Origin of the sequence: Citrobacter sp. Cb023 (assembly GCF_030336805.1) — a bacterium.
GTDB lineage: Bacteria > Pseudomonadota > Gammaproteobacteria > Enterobacterales > Enterobacteriaceae > Citrobacter > Citrobacter braakii.
The window spans coordinates 157540-174644 of record NZ_JAOWCV010000032.1 but is presented as its reverse complement, the minus strand read 5'-3'; the positions used below and the strand labels follow the sequence as shown (position 1 = coordinate 174644).

The following is a 17105-nucleotide window of genomic DNA, read 5'->3' as shown; positions in this document are numbered from 1 at the left end:
TCATTAATGAAGGTTAATACTATGAAAGCATTACATTTTGGCGCAGGTAATATCGGTCGTGGCTTTATCGGCAAACTGCTGGCGGACGCGGGGATACAACTGACGTTCGCGGATGTAAACCAGGTCGTGCTCGATGCCCTGAATGCCCGTCATAGCTATCAGGTTCATGTGGTGGGTGAAAACGAGCAGGTTGATACCGTTTCCGGCGTCAACGCCGTAAGCAGCATCGGCGATGATGTTGTCGACCTGATTGCCCACGTAGATTTAGTCACTACCGCCGTCGGTCCGGTCGTGCTTGAGCGTATCGCTCCGGCCATCGCCAAAGGGCTGGTTAAACGCAAGGCGCAGGGCATCGCCACTCCGCTGAATATTATCGCCTGTGAAAACATGGTGCGCGGAACCACCCAGTTGAAAGGCCACGTTATGAACGCGCTGGCAGATGAAGACAAATCCTGGGTTGAAGAACATGTTGGCTTCGTCGATTCCGCCGTGGACCGCATTGTTCCCCCTTCGGCTTCTGCGACCAACGATCCGCTGGAAGTCACCGTCGAAACCTTCAGTGAGTGGATTGTCGACAAAACACAGTTCAAAGGCGAACTGCCTGACATCCCGGGAATGGAATTAACTGATAACCTGATGGCATTTGTCGAACGTAAACTCTTCACGCTGAACACCGGGCATGCTATAACCGCGTACCTCGGAAAATTGACCGGTCATCAGACCATCCGTGACGCGATTCTCGACGAGAAAATCCGTGCAGTGGTAAAAGGTGCGATGGAAGAGAGCGGCGCGGTACTGATCAAACGCTATGGCTTTGATGCAGCAAAACATGCGGCATACATTCAGAAAATCCTCGGTCGCTTTGAAAACCCGTATCTGAAAGATGACGTTGAGCGCGTGGGGCGTCAGCCGCTGCGTAAACTGAGCGCGGGCGACCGTCTGATTAAACCGCTGCTGGGCACGCTGGAGTATGGCCTGCCGCACGCGAATCTGGTCACCGGTATTGCTGCAGCGATGCACTATCGCAGTGAAGAAGATCCGCAGGCCCAGGAACTGGCCGCGCTGATTGACGAAAAAGGTCCACAGGCCGCGCTGGCGCAGGTTTCCGGTCTGGATGCCAACAGTGATGTGGTGGCGGAGGCGGTTAACGCATATAACGCAACCAAATGATAGAGAATGTGGCGCAGGTCAGCCTGCGCCCAAATGACAGATTGTCAGATATGCAGGCAATAATGGAACAAACGCAGGCCTTTGAAAATCGTGTGCTTGAGCGTCTGAATGCTGGCAAAACCGTACGCAGCTTCCTCATCACCGCCGTAGAACTGCTCACCGAAGCGGTGAATATCCTTGTGCTTCAGGTATTTCGCAAAGATGACTATGCGGTAAAATATGCCGTAGAACCCCTGCTCGACGGCGACGGTCCGCTGGGCGATCTTTCCGTTCGTCTGAAGCTAATTTACGGTCTGGGCGTACTCAGCCGGCCGGAGTATGAAGATGCGGAGCTTCTGATGGCGCTGCGGGAAGAGTTAAACCATGACGGTAATGAATACGCGTTCACCGACGACGAAATTCTTGGCCCGTTTGGCGAACTCCACTGCGTGACGGCACTCCCGCCGCCACCGCAGTTTGATACCTCAGACTCAGGTTTGCACGCAATGCAGATTCAGCGCTACCAGCAGATGGTACGCTCCACGATGGTACTTTCCCTGACCGAGCTGATTTCTAAAATCAGCTTAAAAAAAGCCTTTCAAAAATAAGACCCTGCAGGCTTACTTCTCTTCCTGCTGCGGTCGATACAGCTGCCGATAATACGCCAGACGTTGCAGATACAGCTGCGCATTCTCCTGCGGTATTTCAGTAGGGACAACGTTGCGCGGTGGTGTTTTATTCAGATATTCGCGAAAAGCCTGGCTTGAAGCCATAAAATCGACCGTCTTATCAATAAGGGCCGAAACGTTCTCACCTATTTTCGCCATAATCTTCCCTCCTCCATGTATTAACCGCGCTCAGCCTGCGCGGTTGCTCATTTAAGTTTAGGATCGGTTGGGCGATTATATTGAGGAAAACGTGCTTCACTATGAACCCGTCAATAAAAAGCACCACGGCCGACCTTATCACTTAAAATTCCTTATTAATCAAAATAGTAGTATTTTCATTAGCTGAATAATACTTGCAACATTTGATTATTTATCTTCGATTAGTTGTGAATAATCCCGCTCTGCGCGCATACTATAGGATATTCATCCTATTTTTATCAGAAGCTATCCTATGAAAGAAGTCGAAAAAAACGAAATTAAACGCCTGAGCGATCGTCTGGACGCTATCCGCCACCAGCAGGCAGACCTGTCCCTGGTTGAAGCCGCCGACAAATATGCCGAGCTGGAGCAAGAGAAAGAAACGCTGGAAACCGAGATCGCGCGTTTGCGTGACGTCCACGGCCAGAAGCTGAGCAAAGAAGCGCAAAAGCTGGCGAAACTTCCTTTCCGTCGTGCTATCACCAAAAAAGAACAGGCCGACATGGGCAAGCTGAAGAAGAGCGTGCGCGGCCTGATCGTCGTTCACCCGATGACCGAGCTTGGCCGTGAAATGGGCCTGAAAGAGATGACGGGCTTCGCGAAGAGCGAGTTCTGATCTCCCACCGGGCAACATTCGCTTGCCCGGTCCTTCCCTTCTCCTCGCAATTGGCCCTACCAATTTCAGCCAGATCCTACCAGCACCTCACATTTCATTAAAATGTGAGTACAATACCGTTGCCAATAAATAACATTTGATTAACCATTCATTGTCATTACCCCTACACAACAATATTGGCAGGGCCACTTTTACACATAATGTGACCAGGAGATGAGCACAGACTCATTCCATTATGTCGGCGGCCCCCAGGAGACCTGCAATGAATCTCTGGCAACAGAACTACGACCCGGCCGGTAACATCTGGCTTTCCAGTCTGATCGCATCGCTCCCTATCCTGTTCTTTTTCTTCGCCCTGATTAAGCTCAAGCTGAAAGGCTATGTTGCGGCGTCATGGACGGTGGTGATCGCTCTGACGGTCGCCCTGCTGTTTTACAAAATGCCGGTCGATCACGCTCTGGCTTCCGTGGTGTACGGCTTCTTCTATGGTCTGTGGCCAATTGCCTGGATCATTATCGCCGCGGTATTCGTCTATAAAATCTCGGTGAAAACCGGGCAGTTCGACATCATCCGCTCCTCAATACTCTCGATTACCCCGGACCAACGTCTGCAAATGCTGATTGTCGGTTTCTCCTTTGGGGCATTCCTCGAAGGGGCGGCAGGATTTGGCGCTCCGGTAGCGATTACCGCCGCACTGCTGGTTGGTCTGGGCTTTAATCCTCTGTACGCGGCAGGTTTGTGTCTGATCGTAAACACCGCTCCGGTCGCTTTTGGCGCAATGGGCATTCCGATTCTGGTTGCCGGTCAGGTTACCGGGCTGGATAGCTTCGAGATTGGTCAGATGGTGGGCCGTCAGTTACCGTTCCTGACCATTATCGTGTTGTTCTGGATTATGGCGATTATGGATGGCTGGCGCGGCGTAAAAGAGACCTGGCCTGCGGTGATGGTCGCTGGCGGCTCGTTTGCTATCGCGCAGTACCTCAGCTCTAACTTTATCGGGCCGGAACTGCCGGACATTATCTCGTCTCTGGTTTCGCTGGTCTGCCTGACGCTGTTCCTGAAACGCTGGCAGCCGGTACGCATCTTCCGCTTTGGCGATATGGGCGCTTCACAGGTCGATCAGACGCTGGCTCGCACCCACTATACCGCTGGACAGGTGGTCCGCGCCTGGTCTCCGTTCCTGTTCCTGACCGCCACCGTCACGCTGTGGAGCGTACCCCCGTTTAAAGCGCTGTTTGCGCCAGGCGGCGCGATGTACCACTGGGTGGTCAATATTCCGGTTCCGTACCTCGATAAGCTGGTTGCCCGTATGCCGCCGGTCGTACACGAAGCCACAGCCTACGCGGCGGTGTATAAATTTGACTGGTTCTCCGCAACCGGTACCGCGATTTTGTTTGCCGCCCTGCTGTCTATCGTCTGGTTGAAGATGAAGCCGTCCGCAGCGCTGCAGACTTTTGGCAGCACGCTGAAAGATCTGGCATTACCTATTTACTCCATCGGAATGGTGCTGGCATTCGCGTTTATCTCAAACTACTCCGGGCTTTCATCAACCCTGGCGTTGGCCCTGGCACACACCGGCAGCGCGTTTACCTTCTTCTCACCGTTCCTCGGCTGGCTGGGGGTATTTCTGACCGGGTCCGACACCTCATCAAACGCACTGTTTGCCGCCCTGCAGGCTACGGCTGCTCAGCAAATCGGCGTTTCGGATGTTCTGATGGTGGCGGCAAATACCACCGGCGGCGTGACCGGCAAGATGATCTCGCCGCAATCTATCGCTATCGCCTGTGCGGCAGTGGGATTAGTGGGGAAAGAGTCTGACCTGTTCCGCTTTACCGTGAAACACAGCCTGATTTTCACCTGCATGGTGGGTGTGATTACCACGCTGCAGGCCTATGTCTTAACCTGGATGATTCCATGATAGTGATGCCCAGACGCCTGTCAGACGAAGTCGCATCTCGTGTGCGGGCGCTGATTGAAGAACAACAGCTGGAGGCGGGCATGAAGTTGCCCGCTGAGCGCCAACTGGCCGTACAGCTCGGCGTATCGCGTAACTCGCTGCGCGAGGCGTTAGCAAAACTGGTCAGTGAAGGCGTACTGATTAGCCGTCGTGGCGGCGGGACGTTTATCCGCTGGCAGCATGAGGCCTGGTCTGAACAAAACATCGTTCAGCCGCTGAAAACCCTACTGGCGGACGATCCTGATTACAGTTTCGATATTCTGGAGGCCCGCCACGCCATCGAAGCCAGTACCGCCTGGCACGCAGCCATGCGGGCCACCGCCGCGGATAAAGAGAAAATCAGGCTCTGTTTCGAGGCCACGCAAAGCGAAGATCCGGATCTCGCCTCGCAGGCTGACGTTCGCTTTCATCTCGCCATTGCGGAAGCCTCGCACAACGTGGTGCTGTTGCAGACCATGCGCGGTTTCTTCGACGTCCTGCAGTCTTCGGTAAAACAGAGCCGCCAACGTATGTACCTGGTACCGCCCGTATTTTCTCAACTGACGGCGCAGCATCAGGCCGTGCTGGACGCCATTGTTGCCGGGGATGCCGACGGGGCGCGTAAGGCCATGATGGCGCACCTCAGTTTTGTCCACACCACAATTAAACGATTTGATGAAGATCAGGCCCGGCAGGCGCGTATAACTCGCCTGCCCGGTGATCCTGGTGAGAATAGCAGGGAGAACAACACATGATTATTTCAGCAGCCAGCGACTATCGCGCCGCAGCCCAGCGCATCCTGCCCCCCTTCTTGTTCCACTATATTGACGGCGGGGCGTATGCCGAGCACACCTTGCGCCGTAACGTGGCAGACCTGTCAGAGGTGGCGCTGCGCCAGCGCGTACTGAAGAATATGTCTGACCTGAGCCTGGAAACCAAGCTGTTCAACGAAACACTCTCCATGCCGGTAGCCCTCGCGCCTGTCGGCTTATGCGGCATGTACGCACGCCGGGGCGAGGTTCAGGCCGCCGCCGCCGCTGATGCCAAAGGCATTCCGTTTACGCTTTCCACAGTGTCCGTATGTCCGATTGAAGAAGTCGCCCCGACCATCAAGCGTCCGATGTGGTTCCAGCTGTATGTGCTGCGCGATCGCGGTTTTATGCGTAACGCACTGGAGCGCGCCAAAGCGGCGGGTTGCTCCACGCTGGTCTTTACCGTCGATATGCCAACGCCTGGCGCACGCTACCGTGATGCCCATTCCGGTATGAGCGGCCCAAATGCGGCACTGCGTCGCTACTGGCAAGCAGTCACTCATCCACAGTGGGCATGGGACGTTGGTCTGAACGGTCGCCCGCATGATTTAGGCAATATTTCGACTTATCTGGGCAAACCCACCGGCCTTGAAGATTACATCGGCTGGCTGGCGAATAACTTCGATCCGTCGATTTCCTGGAAAGACCTCGAGTGGATCCGTGAATTCTGGGATGGTCCGATGGTGATCAAAGGGATCCTCGACCCTGAAGATGCCCGCGACGCCGTACGCTTTGGCGCGGATGGTATCGTTGTCTCTAACCACGGTGGCCGTCAGTTAGATGGCGTGCTGTCTTCAGCTCGTGCGCTGCCCGCCATTGCCGATGCGGTGAAAGGCGATATTACCATTCTGGCTGATAGCGGGATCCGCAATGGTCTGGACGTTGTACGCATGATAGCGCTGGGCGCGGATAGCGTGCTGCTGGGGCGTGCTTATCTGTACGCGCTGGCGACCCACGGCCAGGCCGGTGTGGCGAATCTGCTGAACCTGATCGAGAAAGAGATGAAGGTGGCGATGACCCTGACCGGTGCGAAGTCGATTAGCGAAATCAGCCGTGATTCGCTGGTACAGGAACTGGGTAAGAGCCTGCCTGCCGCGCTGGCACCTCTGGTCCAGGGTAGCGCAGCGTAACAACATCCCCGTAAACCCCATTTTCTGAATGGTCGGTCTGTTTTCAGCCCGACCATTTTTTATCCAAAAATAACGAGTAGTTAACATTTACAACCAATATATTTGACAACTTTTTATCCACCTGCCAAATGTATAGACAAGCTAATACAACAGCATTTTATACATATAACAATCATCATAACTGGCGAGGGTGACATGGCTTATTCCGGAAAAGTGAATATCCAGCAGGCGATAGATGACAGTGCTTTTTCGCGCTTCCACTGGGTCATTATTGTCCTGGGTTTTCTGGTTTTAGCCATTGACGGCTTCGATACGGCGGCGATGGGCTATATTGCCCCCACGCTTTCAGCCGACTGGGGCATCAAGAAACAAGATCTTGGACCGGTGTTAAGCGCCGCGCTATTGGGCCTCTCATTTGGTGCCCTGCTGGCCGGACCGATTTCCGATCGTATGGGTCGTAAGCGCGTCCTGGTCTTTTCCTGTCTGTTCTTTGGCCTCGCCAGTCTGGGAACCGCCTATGCCCAGACGCTGAATATGCTCACGTTTTGGCGCTTTCTCACCGGGCTTGGGCTTGGCGCGGCAATGCCCAATGCCATCACCCTGGTGTCAGAGTTCGCCCCGAAACGCTGTCGTTCAATGGCGATTAACACCATGTACTGTGGCTTTCCGTTAGGGGCTGCGGGCGGCGGCGTGATCTCCTCCTGGCTGATCCCCAACTACGGCTGGCACAGTGTTCTGCTTGCTGGTGCGATCGCCCCGCTGGTCCTCACCGCACTGTTGGTGCTGTTCCTGCCAGAGTCGGTTAAGTATCTGGTTCACCGCGGTAAAGGGGTTGCACAGATTAAACGCATTGCTCAACGCTTTATGTCGGGAAGTCTGGAACAGGTTACCCAGTTTTATCTGGATGAAGACCGTATCACGGTCAAAAAAAGCAGCGTGGCACAGTTATTTAGTATGCCCTGGCTGCCGGGTACGCTGATGCTCTGGATGACCTACTTTATGGGGCTGGTTATCTATTACGTGCTACTGAGCTGGATGCCAACGCTGATGCTGGGAATGGGCTATCCGCTGGCCGAATCCGCCTGGCTGACATCGCTGTTTACCTTTGGCGGTACGGCGGGGATCCTGCTGGCCGGTTGGTTAATGGACCGCTGGGAAGCCCATAAAGTGGTGTCACTTGGCTTTATTCTGACGATGCTGTTTGCCCTCGCTCTCGGGTTTGAACATAACCACATCATCTTGTTCGGCGCACTGATCTTCCTGATGGGGATTACCATGAACGGCGCGCAGTCCGGGCTGCAGACGCTGGCCGCCACGTTTTATCCAACCCACTGCCGTGCGACGGGCATTGCCTGGATGCAGGGCGTGGGCCGCTTCGGCGGCGTAGCCGGAACGATGATGAGCGCCCAGTTGCTTTCCCTGCAATGGCAGGCAGACAGTATCTTAATGTTCCTCAGCCTTCCGGCCCTGGTCGCTGCTGCCGCGACAATTTACAAGCTGCAGCGCTATAAACCGCACGCGCTGACCGTCGCATAGTACCCGCTCTTTCTGCTATTCTGCCCCCCGTTATCAAGGGGGCAGTATGCTTAACATCGTTTTATTCGAACCAGAAATCCCGCCAAATACCGGCAATATTATCCGTCTTTGCGCCAACACCGGCTTTCGTTTGCATATTATAGAGCCAATGGGCTTTACCTGGGACGACAAGCGCCTGCGTCGCGCGGGGCTGGATTACCATGAATTTACCGCCGTGCTACGCCACCCTGATTACGCCGCCTTCGTCGCCGCAGAACATCCGCAGCGCCTGTTTGCTCTGACCACCAAAGGTACGCCAGCGCATAGCGCGGTATGCTATCAGGACGGGGATTATCTGATGTTTGGTCCGGAAACACGCGGTCTGCCAGCCAGCATCCTTGACGCGCTGCCGGCCGAACAAAAAATTCGTATTCCGATGATGCCAGACAGTCGCAGCATGAACCTGTCAAATGCGGTGTCGGTGGTGGTGTATGAGGCCTGGCGCCAGCTAGGGTATCCGGGCGCGGTACTGCGTAGCTGATGATTGTTGGATAGCGGCTAGCGCCTGATCCGACCTACATTAATTTGATGAAATTCATTTCGAGCGTTATCGGCGCAGACAGATTGAACACGGACCGCGCACAGTCACCGGAGCGTACACGCAATACGTGAGGATGACGAGCACAGCTCAGGTTCAATCTGCCAGGTAAGATAGCTCGAAATCAGATACCATCTCCATACTCAAAAGTATGATGTATCCCGTTGAAATGCTGATCCATATCCATGGACGGCTTATCGCTGTCAGGCTTGCCGACGATGCGTGCCGGAACGCCTGCTGCAGTGGTATGCGGGGGTACCGGCTGTAAAACGACGGAACCTGCGCCAATCTTCGCGCCGCGCCCGACTTCAATGTTGCCGAGAATTTTTGCTCCCGCGCCAATCATCACGCCTTCACGAATTTTCGGATGACGGTCACCGCCGGCTTTACCGGTCCCGCCCAGCGTGACGGATTGCAAAATAGAGACGTCGTTTTCAATCACGGCAGTTTCACCGACCACAATACCAGTGGCGTGATCGAGCATAATCCCACGGCCAATTTTTGCCGCCGGGTGAATGTCTACCTGGAAGCTAACGGACACCTGATTTTGCAGGAAGATTGCCAGCGCCTGACGTCCCTGATGCCACAGCCAGTGACCGATACGGTAGGCCTGAAGCGCATGAAAGCCCTTCAGATACAGAAGTGGGGTGGAATATTTATCGACAGCCGGATCACGCGTGCGTACCGCCTGAATATCACAGGCCGCTGAGGCAATCATTTCAGGATCGGCCGCGTAGGCCTCTTCCACGACTTCGCGAATGGCAATGGCGGGCATGATCGGAGAAGCGAGTTTATTCGCCAGCATATAGCTCAGCGCACTACCGAGGTTTTCATGCTTGAGCAACGTTGCGTGATAAAAACTGGCCAGCATTGGCTCACATTCCGCCAGTGCCCGGGCTTCCGCTTTAATGTTTTTCCAGACGATATCCAGTTCTTCACACGGCATTGCGTACTCCAGAAGGTAGCAAAACGACCGACCCGTTCTTCGCGGGTCGGGTCGTTATATTCAACAGTTCCTTACAGCTAGTGGCGACTCAGCTCGTCCCTGCGTGCACGGCCTAATAACGTCAATGCTGCCTCGCGCGCGTTTTTTCCGCAATACAATACTTGATAAATTTCCTCGGTTATTGGCATCTCAACACCAAAACGGTGCGCCAATTCACGAACTTCTTTCGTATTGCGGTAGCCTTCAACCACTTGACCAATCTTGTCCTGCGCCCCCTGCACGTCCATCCCTTGGCCGAGCATCATGCCAAAACGACGGTTACGCGACTGGTTGTCGGTACAGGTCAGCACCAGATCGCCTAAACCCGCCATCCCCATAAAGGTGGCAGGATCGGCACCCAACGCCGCGCCAAGGCGAGACATTTCGGTCAGTCCACGGGTGATCAATGCGGTTCGCGCATTCGCGCCGAAACCGATGCCGTCAGACATCCCCGCGCCAATCGCAATAACGTTTTTCACCGCGCCGCCAAGCTGCACGCCAATGAAATCCGGATTGCTGTAAACGCGGAAGCTCTTGCCACAGTGCAGCAACTGCTGGAGATCGTCAGCAAAGGTGTCGTCCGTCGAGGCCAGAGAAATCGCCGTCGGCATGCCCGCCGCCAGCTCTTTGGCGAACGTCGGACCGGAGATAACCGCCAGTGGAATAGAATTCCCCAGCGCTTCACGCGCGACGTCCTGCAGCAGGCGTCCCGTTTCCGCTTCCAGACCCTTTGTCGCCCAGACCAGACGCGCGTCAGGACGCATCAGCGGTTTGATGTTGCGCAGCACTTCGCCAAAGACGTGGCTCGGCACCACCACCAGAATATTACGACTGGCGGCCAGCGCAGTGGCTAAATCACTTTCCAGGCGCAGCGTTTCGGGAAAAGGCACATCAGGGAGGAACGCGACGTTGCAGCGATCGTGCTCGAGGGTCGCGATATGTTTCGGATCATGGCCCCACAGGACAACCTGATGGCCATTTCTTGCCAGGGTGATGGCAAGAGCGGTGCCGTACGAGCCGGCACCAATCACAGTCATTGAAGCATTACTTTGGTTCATCAGGCATCCTGATGTTCTTCAGTACCTTCGCCAGCCTGCTGCTGTAAATAGTTCATGAACAGCGCATCAAAGTTGACCGGCGCAAGGTTCAGTTGCGGGAATGTACCGCGGGAAACCAGGCTGGTGATGCATTCGCGGGCATACGGGAACAGAATGTTCGGGCAGTATGCACCAAGGCAATGCGCCATCTGAGTCCCTTCAATACCACTGATGGAGAAAATACCGCCCTGCTGAACTTCACACAGGAACGCAGTTTCTTCACCCAGAGAAGCCGTTACGGTGACACGCAGCACTACTTCATACACATCATCTGCCAGTTGGGTAGATGCGGTATCAAGATCCAGTTTAACCTCTGGCTGCCAATCTTTCTGGAAAACATGTGGTGCATTTGGCGCTTCGAAAGACACATCCTTGGTATAAATACGTTGGATCTGGAAAGCCATTTCAGTGTTATTTTGTTCTGACATGTTGAGAAAACCCTTTAGTGTTGTCCTTTAAATACTTCGGTACGCCTTAACGCAGCAGTGGATCCAGTCCACCACGTGCATCCAACGCATACAAGTCGTCACAACCACCAATGTGCTGTGCATCAATAAAAATCTGCGGAACCGTTGTACGGCCACTGCGCTTGATCATCTCTTCACGCTTCACGGCATCGCCGTCAATCGGAAGTTCCTGGAAACTCACACCCTTGCTGTTCAACAGCGCCTTTGCGCGATGGCAAAACGGGCAGGTCGCTTTGGTATAGATCTCAATATTGGCCATGACTTATCTCCAGTGTTCTTTTACCCTGAGGCATGAAAGAAGACGGGTAAATTACTTGCCGCGAACCAGTGGCAGATTCTCGCCACTCCAGCCCGCTACGCCGTCTTTCAGTACAGATACCTGCTCAAAACCGGCTTTAATCAGCGCAGTTGCTGAATCCTGGCACTGCATACCAGAGCCATCAACCACAATAACAGGTTTGTTTTTGTGTTTTTCCAGCTCGCCAAAATTGTTGGCTTTGATTTCGCTCGGCAGCAGGTTAGTGGAGCCCGCGATATGGCCTTTGCGGAAGTCGTCGCGCTGACGTAAATCCACAATCACCGCATCTTCTTTGTTGATAAGACGAGTGGCTTCTCCGCGCGTAATTACCTTCACTTTCGAAGTCAGGCTCTTAAACGTGGTAAATAATACAGCCGCCAGTAACGCAATCCAGGCGATACTCAATACAGGGTGGCGACTAACAAATTGCATAATTTCTTGCATGGGGGGTAACAACTCCCGACTTAGTGATTAAAAAACCAGGAAAGGAGTATACCTGCGCGTTGGCGCAAATACAGCCAGAGCGTGCATTGGATTGCATTTTTGCGGGGCGCTACGGAAAAAAAAACGTAAATCCGCGCCCTCTGCGACACGCTCTGGTCGATTATTTGATCTTCTGGGGCTATTTTATCGATTCAGCTGTAGTAAAATTACGCAATTATTTTTGTCTATTGAGTGTGAGGTTGTCGCAATGTCGGTTTCTAAAAAACCTATGGTACTGGTGATTCTGGATGGCTATGGCTATCGTGAAGACAGCCAGGATAACGCCATCTTTAATGCCAAAACCCCGGTAATGGATGCTCTGTGGGCAAAACGTCCGCATACCCTGATTGATGCCTCTGGCCTGGAAGTCGGCCTGCCCGATCGCCAGATGGGCAACTCCGAAGTGGGTCACGTCAACCTGGGCGCGGGCCGCATCGTGTATCAGGACCTGACCCGTCTGGATGTTGAAATTAAAGAACGGACTTTCTTCGCTAACCCAGTGCTGACCGATGCGGTCGACCAGGCAAAAAATAGCGGCAAAGCGGTTCATATCATGGGCCTGCTCTCTGCTGGCGGCGTTCACAGCCACGAAGATCACATCATGGCGATGGTCGAAATGGCAGCTGAACGCGGTGCTGAGAAAATCTATCTGCACGCTTTCCTTGATGGCCGTGATACCCCGCCGCGCAGCGCTGAACATTCGCTGCAGAAATTCGAAGAGAAATTTGCCGCGCTGGGCAAAGGCCGCGTAGCGTCCATCATCGGTCGTTACTACGCCATGGACCGCGACAACCGTTGGGATCGCGTTGAACAGGCTTATGACCTGATGACGCTGGCAAAAGGCGAGTTCCAGTTCGCTACGGCTGTTGAAGGCCTGCAGGCTGCTTATGCCCGCGACGAAAACGACGAATTCGTGAAAGCGACCGTGATCCGTGCTGAAGGCCAGGCTGAAGCCGCCATGGAAGACGGCGATACGCTGATTTTCATGAACTTCCGTGCTGACCGTGCGCGTGAAATCACCCGTGCGTTTGTTAACGCTGACTTCGACGGCTTCGCCCGTAAGAAAGTCGTTAACCTCAACTTTGTGATGCTGACCGAATACGCAGCCGACATCAAAACGGCTGTTGCTTACCCACCAGCGTCTCTGGCCAACACCCTTGGCGAGTGGATGGCGAAGAATGACAAAACGCAGCTGCGTATTTCCGAAACTGAAAAATATGCCCACGTGACCTTCTTCTTTAACGGCGGCGTAGAAGAGCCGTTCAAAGGCGAAGATCGCATCCTGATCAACTCGCCGAAAGTCGCGACCTACGATCTGCAGCCGGAAATGAGCTCTGCTGAGCTGACCGAGAAGCTGGTTGCTGCGATTCAGAGCGGAAAATACGACACCATCATTTGTAACTACCCGAACGGCGACATGGTTGGTCACACCGGGGTGATGGAAGCTGCGGTTAAAGCGGTTGAAGCGCTGGATCACTGCGTTGAGCAGGTGACTAAAGCGGTTGAATCCGTTGGCGGCCAACTGCTGATCACCGCGGACCACGGTAACGCAGAGCAAATGCGCGATCCGTCCACCGGTCAGGCGCATACAGCACACACCAACCTGCCCGTTCCGCTGATTTATGTCGGTGGTAAAAACGTCAAAGCAGTTGAAGGCGGCAAACTTTCTGATATCGCCCCGACGATGCTGACGCTGATGGGTATGGAAATCCCGCAAGAGATGACTGGTAAGCCGCTGTTCATCGTGGAATAATCCCTCCCCATGAGGGGAAAGGCGATTAATACCATCACTTGGGCCGTGAAACTGCGAAAGCTTTCAGTCAGGCCCTTGTTCTACGCCAGCGCGCTTAGCGCTGGCGTATTGCTGTGCGCCTTTTCCGCCCACGCGGACGAGCGCGATCAGCTCAAATCTATTCAGGCTGATATCGCGGCAAAAGAACGTGCGGTACGCCAACAACAACAACAACGCTCCACTCTCCTCGCTCAACTTAAAGCTCAGGAACAGGCCATCGCCGTTGCCGCCAGGCAACTACGCGAAACGCAAAACTCGCTGGCGCAGTTGAATGCACAAATCACAGAGATGAATGCCGCCCTCGCGAAGCTGGAAAAACAGCGGGCTGCGCAAGAGCGTAGCCTGGCAGCGCAACTTGACGCAGCGTTTCGCCAGGGCGAACACACCGGTATTCAGCTCATTCTGAGCGGGGAAGAGAGCCAGCGCGGGCAACGCCTGCAGGCCTATTTCGGCTATCTGAACCAGGCGCGGCAGGAAACCATCGCGCAGTTGAAACAAACCCGCGAAGAGGTCGACTCGCAAAAAGCCGAGCTGGAAGATAAGCAGAGCGAACAGCAGACGTTGCTGTACGAACAGCGCGCTCAGCAGGCTAAGCTGGAGCAGGCGCGTAATGAACGCAAGAAGACGCTCTCGGGTCTGGAGTCATCGATTCAGCAGGGTCAGCAGCAACTGGGCGAAATGCGCGCCAACGAATCACGCCTGCGCAACAGCATTGCTCGTGCCGAAGCCGCAGCCAAAGCACGCGCGGAACGTGAAGCTCGCGAGGCGCAGGCCGTACGTGACAAACAGAAGGATGCGTCACGGAAAGGCTCAACCTACAAGCCAACCGAAAGCGAAAAATCACTGATGTCCCGTACCGGCGGTTTAGGTTCCCCACGCGGCCAGGCATTCTGGCCCGTTCGTGGCCCAACGCTACATCGTTATGGCGAACAGTTGCAAGGTGAGCTACGTTGGAAGGGGATGGTTATTGGCGCATCCGAAGGCACCGAAGTTAAAGCCATTGCCGATGGCCGCGTCATTCTGGCGGACTGGTTGCAGGGCTACGGTCTGGTGGTCGTCGTTGAGCACGGTAAAGGCGATATGAGCCTTTACGGTTATAACCAGAGCGCGCTGGTCAGCGTCGGTACGCAGGTTCGCGCCGGGCAGCCTATTGCACTTGTGGGTAGCAGCGGCGGACAGGGCAGGCCGGCACTCTATTTCGAAATTCGTCGCCAGGGTCAGGCGGTCAATCCACAGCCGTGGTTGGGAAGATAAGTTTTGCCTCAATTTCGTCGTCTATTATTCTCTCTCGCCAGCGTGCTGGCCTTCGCAACACCTGTTTTTGCTGGCAAACTTGCCATCGTTATTGATGATTTCGGCTATCGTCCACACACCGAAAATCAGGTTCTGGCGATGCCTTCCACCCTATCCGTTGCCGTTCTGCCTAATGCCCCACACGCGCGTGAAATGGCGATTAAAGCGCATAACAGCGGGCATGAAGTTTTAATCCATCTGCCGATGGCGCCGCTGAGCAAACAGCCGTTAGAGAAAGATACTTTGCGCCCGGAAATGAGCAGCGAAGAGATTGAGCGGATTATTCGCGACGCGGTAAGCAAAGTACCGAATGCGGTCGGGCTGAACAACCATATGGGCAGCGCGATGACCTCCAGCCTGTTCGGTATGCAGAAGGTGATGCAGGCGCTGGAACGCTACGATCTCTACTTCCTGGACAGTATGACCATCGGCAACAGTCAGGCAATGCGCGCAGCATCAGGAACCGGCGTGAAGGTTATCAAACGCAAAGTCTTCCTGGATGACACGCAAAACGAAGCCGATATTCGCCGTCAGTTTAATCGTGCCGTTGAGCTTGCGCGCCGCAACGGTTCAGCAATTGCCATTGGGCATCCTCACCCTTCGACGGTTCGCGTCCTGCAGCAAATGCTTTATAACCTGCCTGCGGACATTACGCTGGTTCGCCCAAGCAGCCTGCTCAATGAACCACAGGTAGACACCTCCAGACCAAACTTTACACCGCCGAAGAATGGTAAACCTGATGCGCCACGTAATCCTTTCCGCGGGGTGAGATTATGCAAACCGAAGCAGCCGTTAGAGCCGGTTTACGCCAGCCGCTTCTTCAGCGTGCTCGGTGAAAGCATCACCCAAAGCACGCTGGTGCAGTACATGCGCCTGCAATGGCAGGGCTGGGGGAATACATCCTCACCCAGCGCTATGAACGCTAACGTAAATTAAGCGTTTTACGGGCAATACGAGAAGGCGAGGATGTTTTATCGCGCCATTTCCAGAGACGGAATGACCATAGCAGCGCCTGGTACAAAACTTTGGCGCTGCGTACGTTAGTAATCATGCGTTTATACATACCAGAGACAAAAATCTCTGCAATCATGCGTTGACGAATATGGACATCCGGCTCTTTGCGTACTGCGTGGCAAACGCGTAATGCTTCATAGGTTATTTGCTGATGAAATTCCGGATAAATAGTAATCCGCCCCGCATATTCACGATTCAACTTATCCAATAACCGTGTAATTTTAATATAGTGGCGTTGGTAATTGAGATTTTTTAAGCCTTGTCTTTTAAGACGGCTAACTGATTGATCGTGTAAGAAGTATTTATACAATGATTGCTCGGTATATCGCACACGTTTGGCGTTAAACATAAACTCCGTCGTCCATACAATATCCTGATGATGCAACCCTGGAATAAACGCTATCTTGTTTTTCTCGATAACATCTCTGCGATAAACCCCCATCCAGACCACATGCGTCCAACGGCGTGAAGCCAATGCCATACGTAACCAGTCGGGGCCGGTCAATACACCCGTAGACCGCAGACGGTCCGTCGGTATTGATTGCCAGGTGTCCCCCGTTTCGAAAATGCACCAATCAGAATTGCACTGTGCCAGATCGAGGTCATCCTGAAGCGCCATGGTCATCAGGGTTTCATACATATTGGGATAAACCAGGTCATCGGCATCGACAAATGCAACATAATCCCCTTTGGCCACTGCCAGACCACGATTACGCGCGACAGATGCCCCGGCGTTAGCCTGATGTAACAACCGGACATGGGAATAGTTATCAGCATAATGTCTTGCAATATCAACAGAGTTATCCGTTGAACCGTCATCCACAATAATGATCTCTATCGCAGCCCATGTCTGTGCGATCAAAGATTCCATGCAACCCCGAAAACTATCACCCGCGTTATACAACGGAATAATAACACTCAACATATTTGTGCGGTTTCTCATCAGATAACCCAAGTTTGTCAGTACACTGATGACTTTTACTACAGTTTCATTAAGGAATTATTAAGGTTAGAACGTTTAATTTTCAGAAGAGGCGCAGCGAAAGCAACCAGT

General features: G+C 53.8%; 18 protein-coding genes. 11 read left to right on the top strand and 7 right to left on the bottom strand.

Annotated elements, in window-relative coordinates; translation table 11 throughout:
* The first annotated feature begins 21 nt into the window (after positions 1-21).
* Complete coding sequence (gene mtlD, locus OGW44_RS07305; protein WP_016154957.1) at positions 22-1170, top strand: mannitol-1-phosphate 5-dehydrogenase; 1149 nt, start codon at positions 22-24, stop codon at positions 1168-1170.
* Positions 1167-1757 carry a mannitol operon repressor MtlR gene (gene mtlR / locus OGW44_RS07300; RefSeq protein WP_005120486.1) on the top strand — a complete coding sequence of 197 codons (591 nt, stop codon included), beginning with the start codon at positions 1167-1169 and terminating at the stop codon, positions 1755-1757. The genes mtlD and mtlR overlap by 4 nt, the downstream gene beginning before the upstream one ends.
* Positions 1758-1769: 12 nt before the next feature.
* Here the strand turns inward: mtlR and OGW44_RS07295 are convergent, their stop codons facing one another.
* Positions 1770-1976, bottom strand: coding sequence for a hypothetical protein (locus OGW44_RS07295; RefSeq protein WP_016154958.1), 207 nt, complete (start codon positions 1974-1976; stop codon positions 1770-1772).
* Positions 1977-2268: 292 nt separating this feature from the next.
* Between OGW44_RS07295 and OGW44_RS07290 the strand changes: the two genes are divergently transcribed.
* The 6 genes from OGW44_RS07290 (at position 2269) to trmL (ending at position 8565) form a co-directional block, all read left to right on the top strand.
* Positions 2269-2631 (top strand): YibL family ribosome-associated protein, encoded by a 363-nt coding sequence (locus tag OGW44_RS07290; RefSeq protein ID WP_016154959.1) that lies wholly within the window; start codon positions 2269-2271, stop codon positions 2629-2631.
* Between the two features lie 262 nt (positions 2632-2893).
* The gene (lldP, locus tag OGW44_RS07285) at positions 2894-4549 is read left to right on the top strand and encodes an L-lactate permease (RefSeq protein WP_016154960.1); all 1656 of its coding nucleotides are present in this window, start codon (positions 2894-2896) and stop codon (positions 4547-4549) included.
* Positions 4546-5322, top strand: a complete 777-nt coding sequence (gene lldR, locus OGW44_RS07280) for a transcriptional regulator LldR (protein WP_003024170.1) — start codon at positions 4546-4548, stop codon at positions 5320-5322. Before lldP ends, lldR begins: the two co-directional genes overlap by 4 nt.
* Positions 5319-6509 (top strand): FMN-dependent L-lactate dehydrogenase LldD, encoded by a 1191-nt coding sequence (gene lldD, locus OGW44_RS07275; RefSeq protein WP_016154962.1) that lies wholly within the window; start codon positions 5319-5321, stop codon positions 6507-6509. The genes lldR and lldD overlap by 4 nt, the downstream gene beginning before the upstream one ends.
* Positions 6510-6704: 195 nt before the next feature.
* On the top strand, positions 6705-8045 hold the full coding sequence (locus tag OGW44_RS07270) for an MFS transporter (RefSeq protein ID WP_047415818.1): 1341 nt from the start codon (positions 6705-6707) through the stop codon (positions 8043-8045).
* A 46-nt stretch (positions 8046-8091) separates the two neighbouring features.
* Positions 8092-8565 carry a tRNA (uridine(34)/cytosine(34)/5-carboxymethylaminomethyluridine(34)-2'-O)-methyltransferase TrmL gene (gene trmL / locus OGW44_RS07265; protein WP_016157744.1) on the top strand — a complete coding sequence of 158 codons (474 nt, stop codon included), beginning with the start codon at positions 8092-8094 and terminating at the stop codon, positions 8563-8565.
* 181 nt (positions 8566-8746) lie between these two features.
* Here trmL and cysE read toward each other — a convergent pair whose 3' ends face one another.
* From cysE to OGW44_RS07240, 5 genes are all read right to left on the bottom strand, one after another.
* On the bottom strand, positions 8747-9568 hold the full coding sequence (cysE, locus tag OGW44_RS07260) for a serine O-acetyltransferase (RefSeq protein WP_016154965.1): 822 nt from the start codon (positions 9566-9568) through the stop codon (positions 8747-8749).
* A 77-nt stretch (positions 9569-9645) separates the two neighbouring features.
* The gene (gene gpsA, locus OGW44_RS07255; RefSeq protein WP_016154966.1) at positions 9646-10665 is read right to left on the bottom strand and encodes an NAD(P)H-dependent glycerol-3-phosphate dehydrogenase; all 1020 of its coding nucleotides are present in this window, start codon (positions 10663-10665) and stop codon (positions 9646-9648) included.
* Positions 10665-11132, bottom strand: a complete 468-nt coding sequence (gene secB, locus OGW44_RS07250; RefSeq protein WP_003024155.1) for a protein-export chaperone SecB — start codon at positions 11130-11132, stop codon at positions 10665-10667. Before secB ends, gpsA begins: the two co-directional genes overlap by 1 nt.
* 46 nt (positions 11133-11178) lie before the next feature.
* Positions 11179-11430: a glutaredoxin 3 gene (gene grxC / locus OGW44_RS07245; RefSeq protein ID WP_003024152.1), complete on the bottom strand. Its 252-nt coding sequence runs from the start codon at positions 11428-11430 to the stop codon at positions 11179-11181.
* A 51-nt stretch (positions 11431-11481) separates the two neighbouring features.
* Positions 11482-11913 (bottom strand): rhodanese-like domain-containing protein, encoded by a 432-nt coding sequence (locus OGW44_RS07240; RefSeq protein ID WP_005120473.1) that lies wholly within the window; start codon positions 11911-11913, stop codon positions 11482-11484.
* Between the two features lie 247 nt (positions 11914-12160).
* On the opposite strand from OGW44_RS07240, the gene gpmM reads away from it, so the two are divergent.
* The 3 genes from gpmM to OGW44_RS07225 are packed head-to-tail and all read left to right on the top strand — an operon-like array spanning position 12161 to position 15973.
* Positions 12161-13705 (top strand): 2,3-bisphosphoglycerate-independent phosphoglycerate mutase, encoded by a 1545-nt coding sequence (gene gpmM, locus OGW44_RS07235; protein ID WP_016154967.1) that lies wholly within the window; start codon positions 12161-12163, stop codon positions 13703-13705.
* Positions 13706-13738: 33 nt separating this feature from the next.
* The gene (gene envC, locus OGW44_RS07230) at positions 13739-14998 is read left to right on the top strand and encodes a murein hydrolase activator EnvC (protein WP_231390992.1); all 1260 of its coding nucleotides are present in this window, start codon (positions 13739-13741) and stop codon (positions 14996-14998) included.
* A 3-nt stretch (positions 14999-15001) separates the two neighbouring features.
* Entirely contained in the window at positions 15002-15973 is a 972-nt protein-coding gene (locus OGW44_RS07225; RefSeq protein ID WP_047415816.1) for a divergent polysaccharide deacetylase family protein, read from the top strand.
* Here OGW44_RS07225 and OGW44_RS07220 read toward each other — a convergent pair.
* Complete coding sequence (locus OGW44_RS07220; RefSeq protein WP_101700435.1) at positions 15960-16994, bottom strand: glycosyltransferase; 1035 nt, start codon at positions 16992-16994, stop codon at positions 15960-15962. The two genes, OGW44_RS07225 and OGW44_RS07220, sit on opposite strands and share 14 nt — an antisense overlap.
* Between the last annotated feature and the right edge of the window lie 111 nt (positions 16995-17105).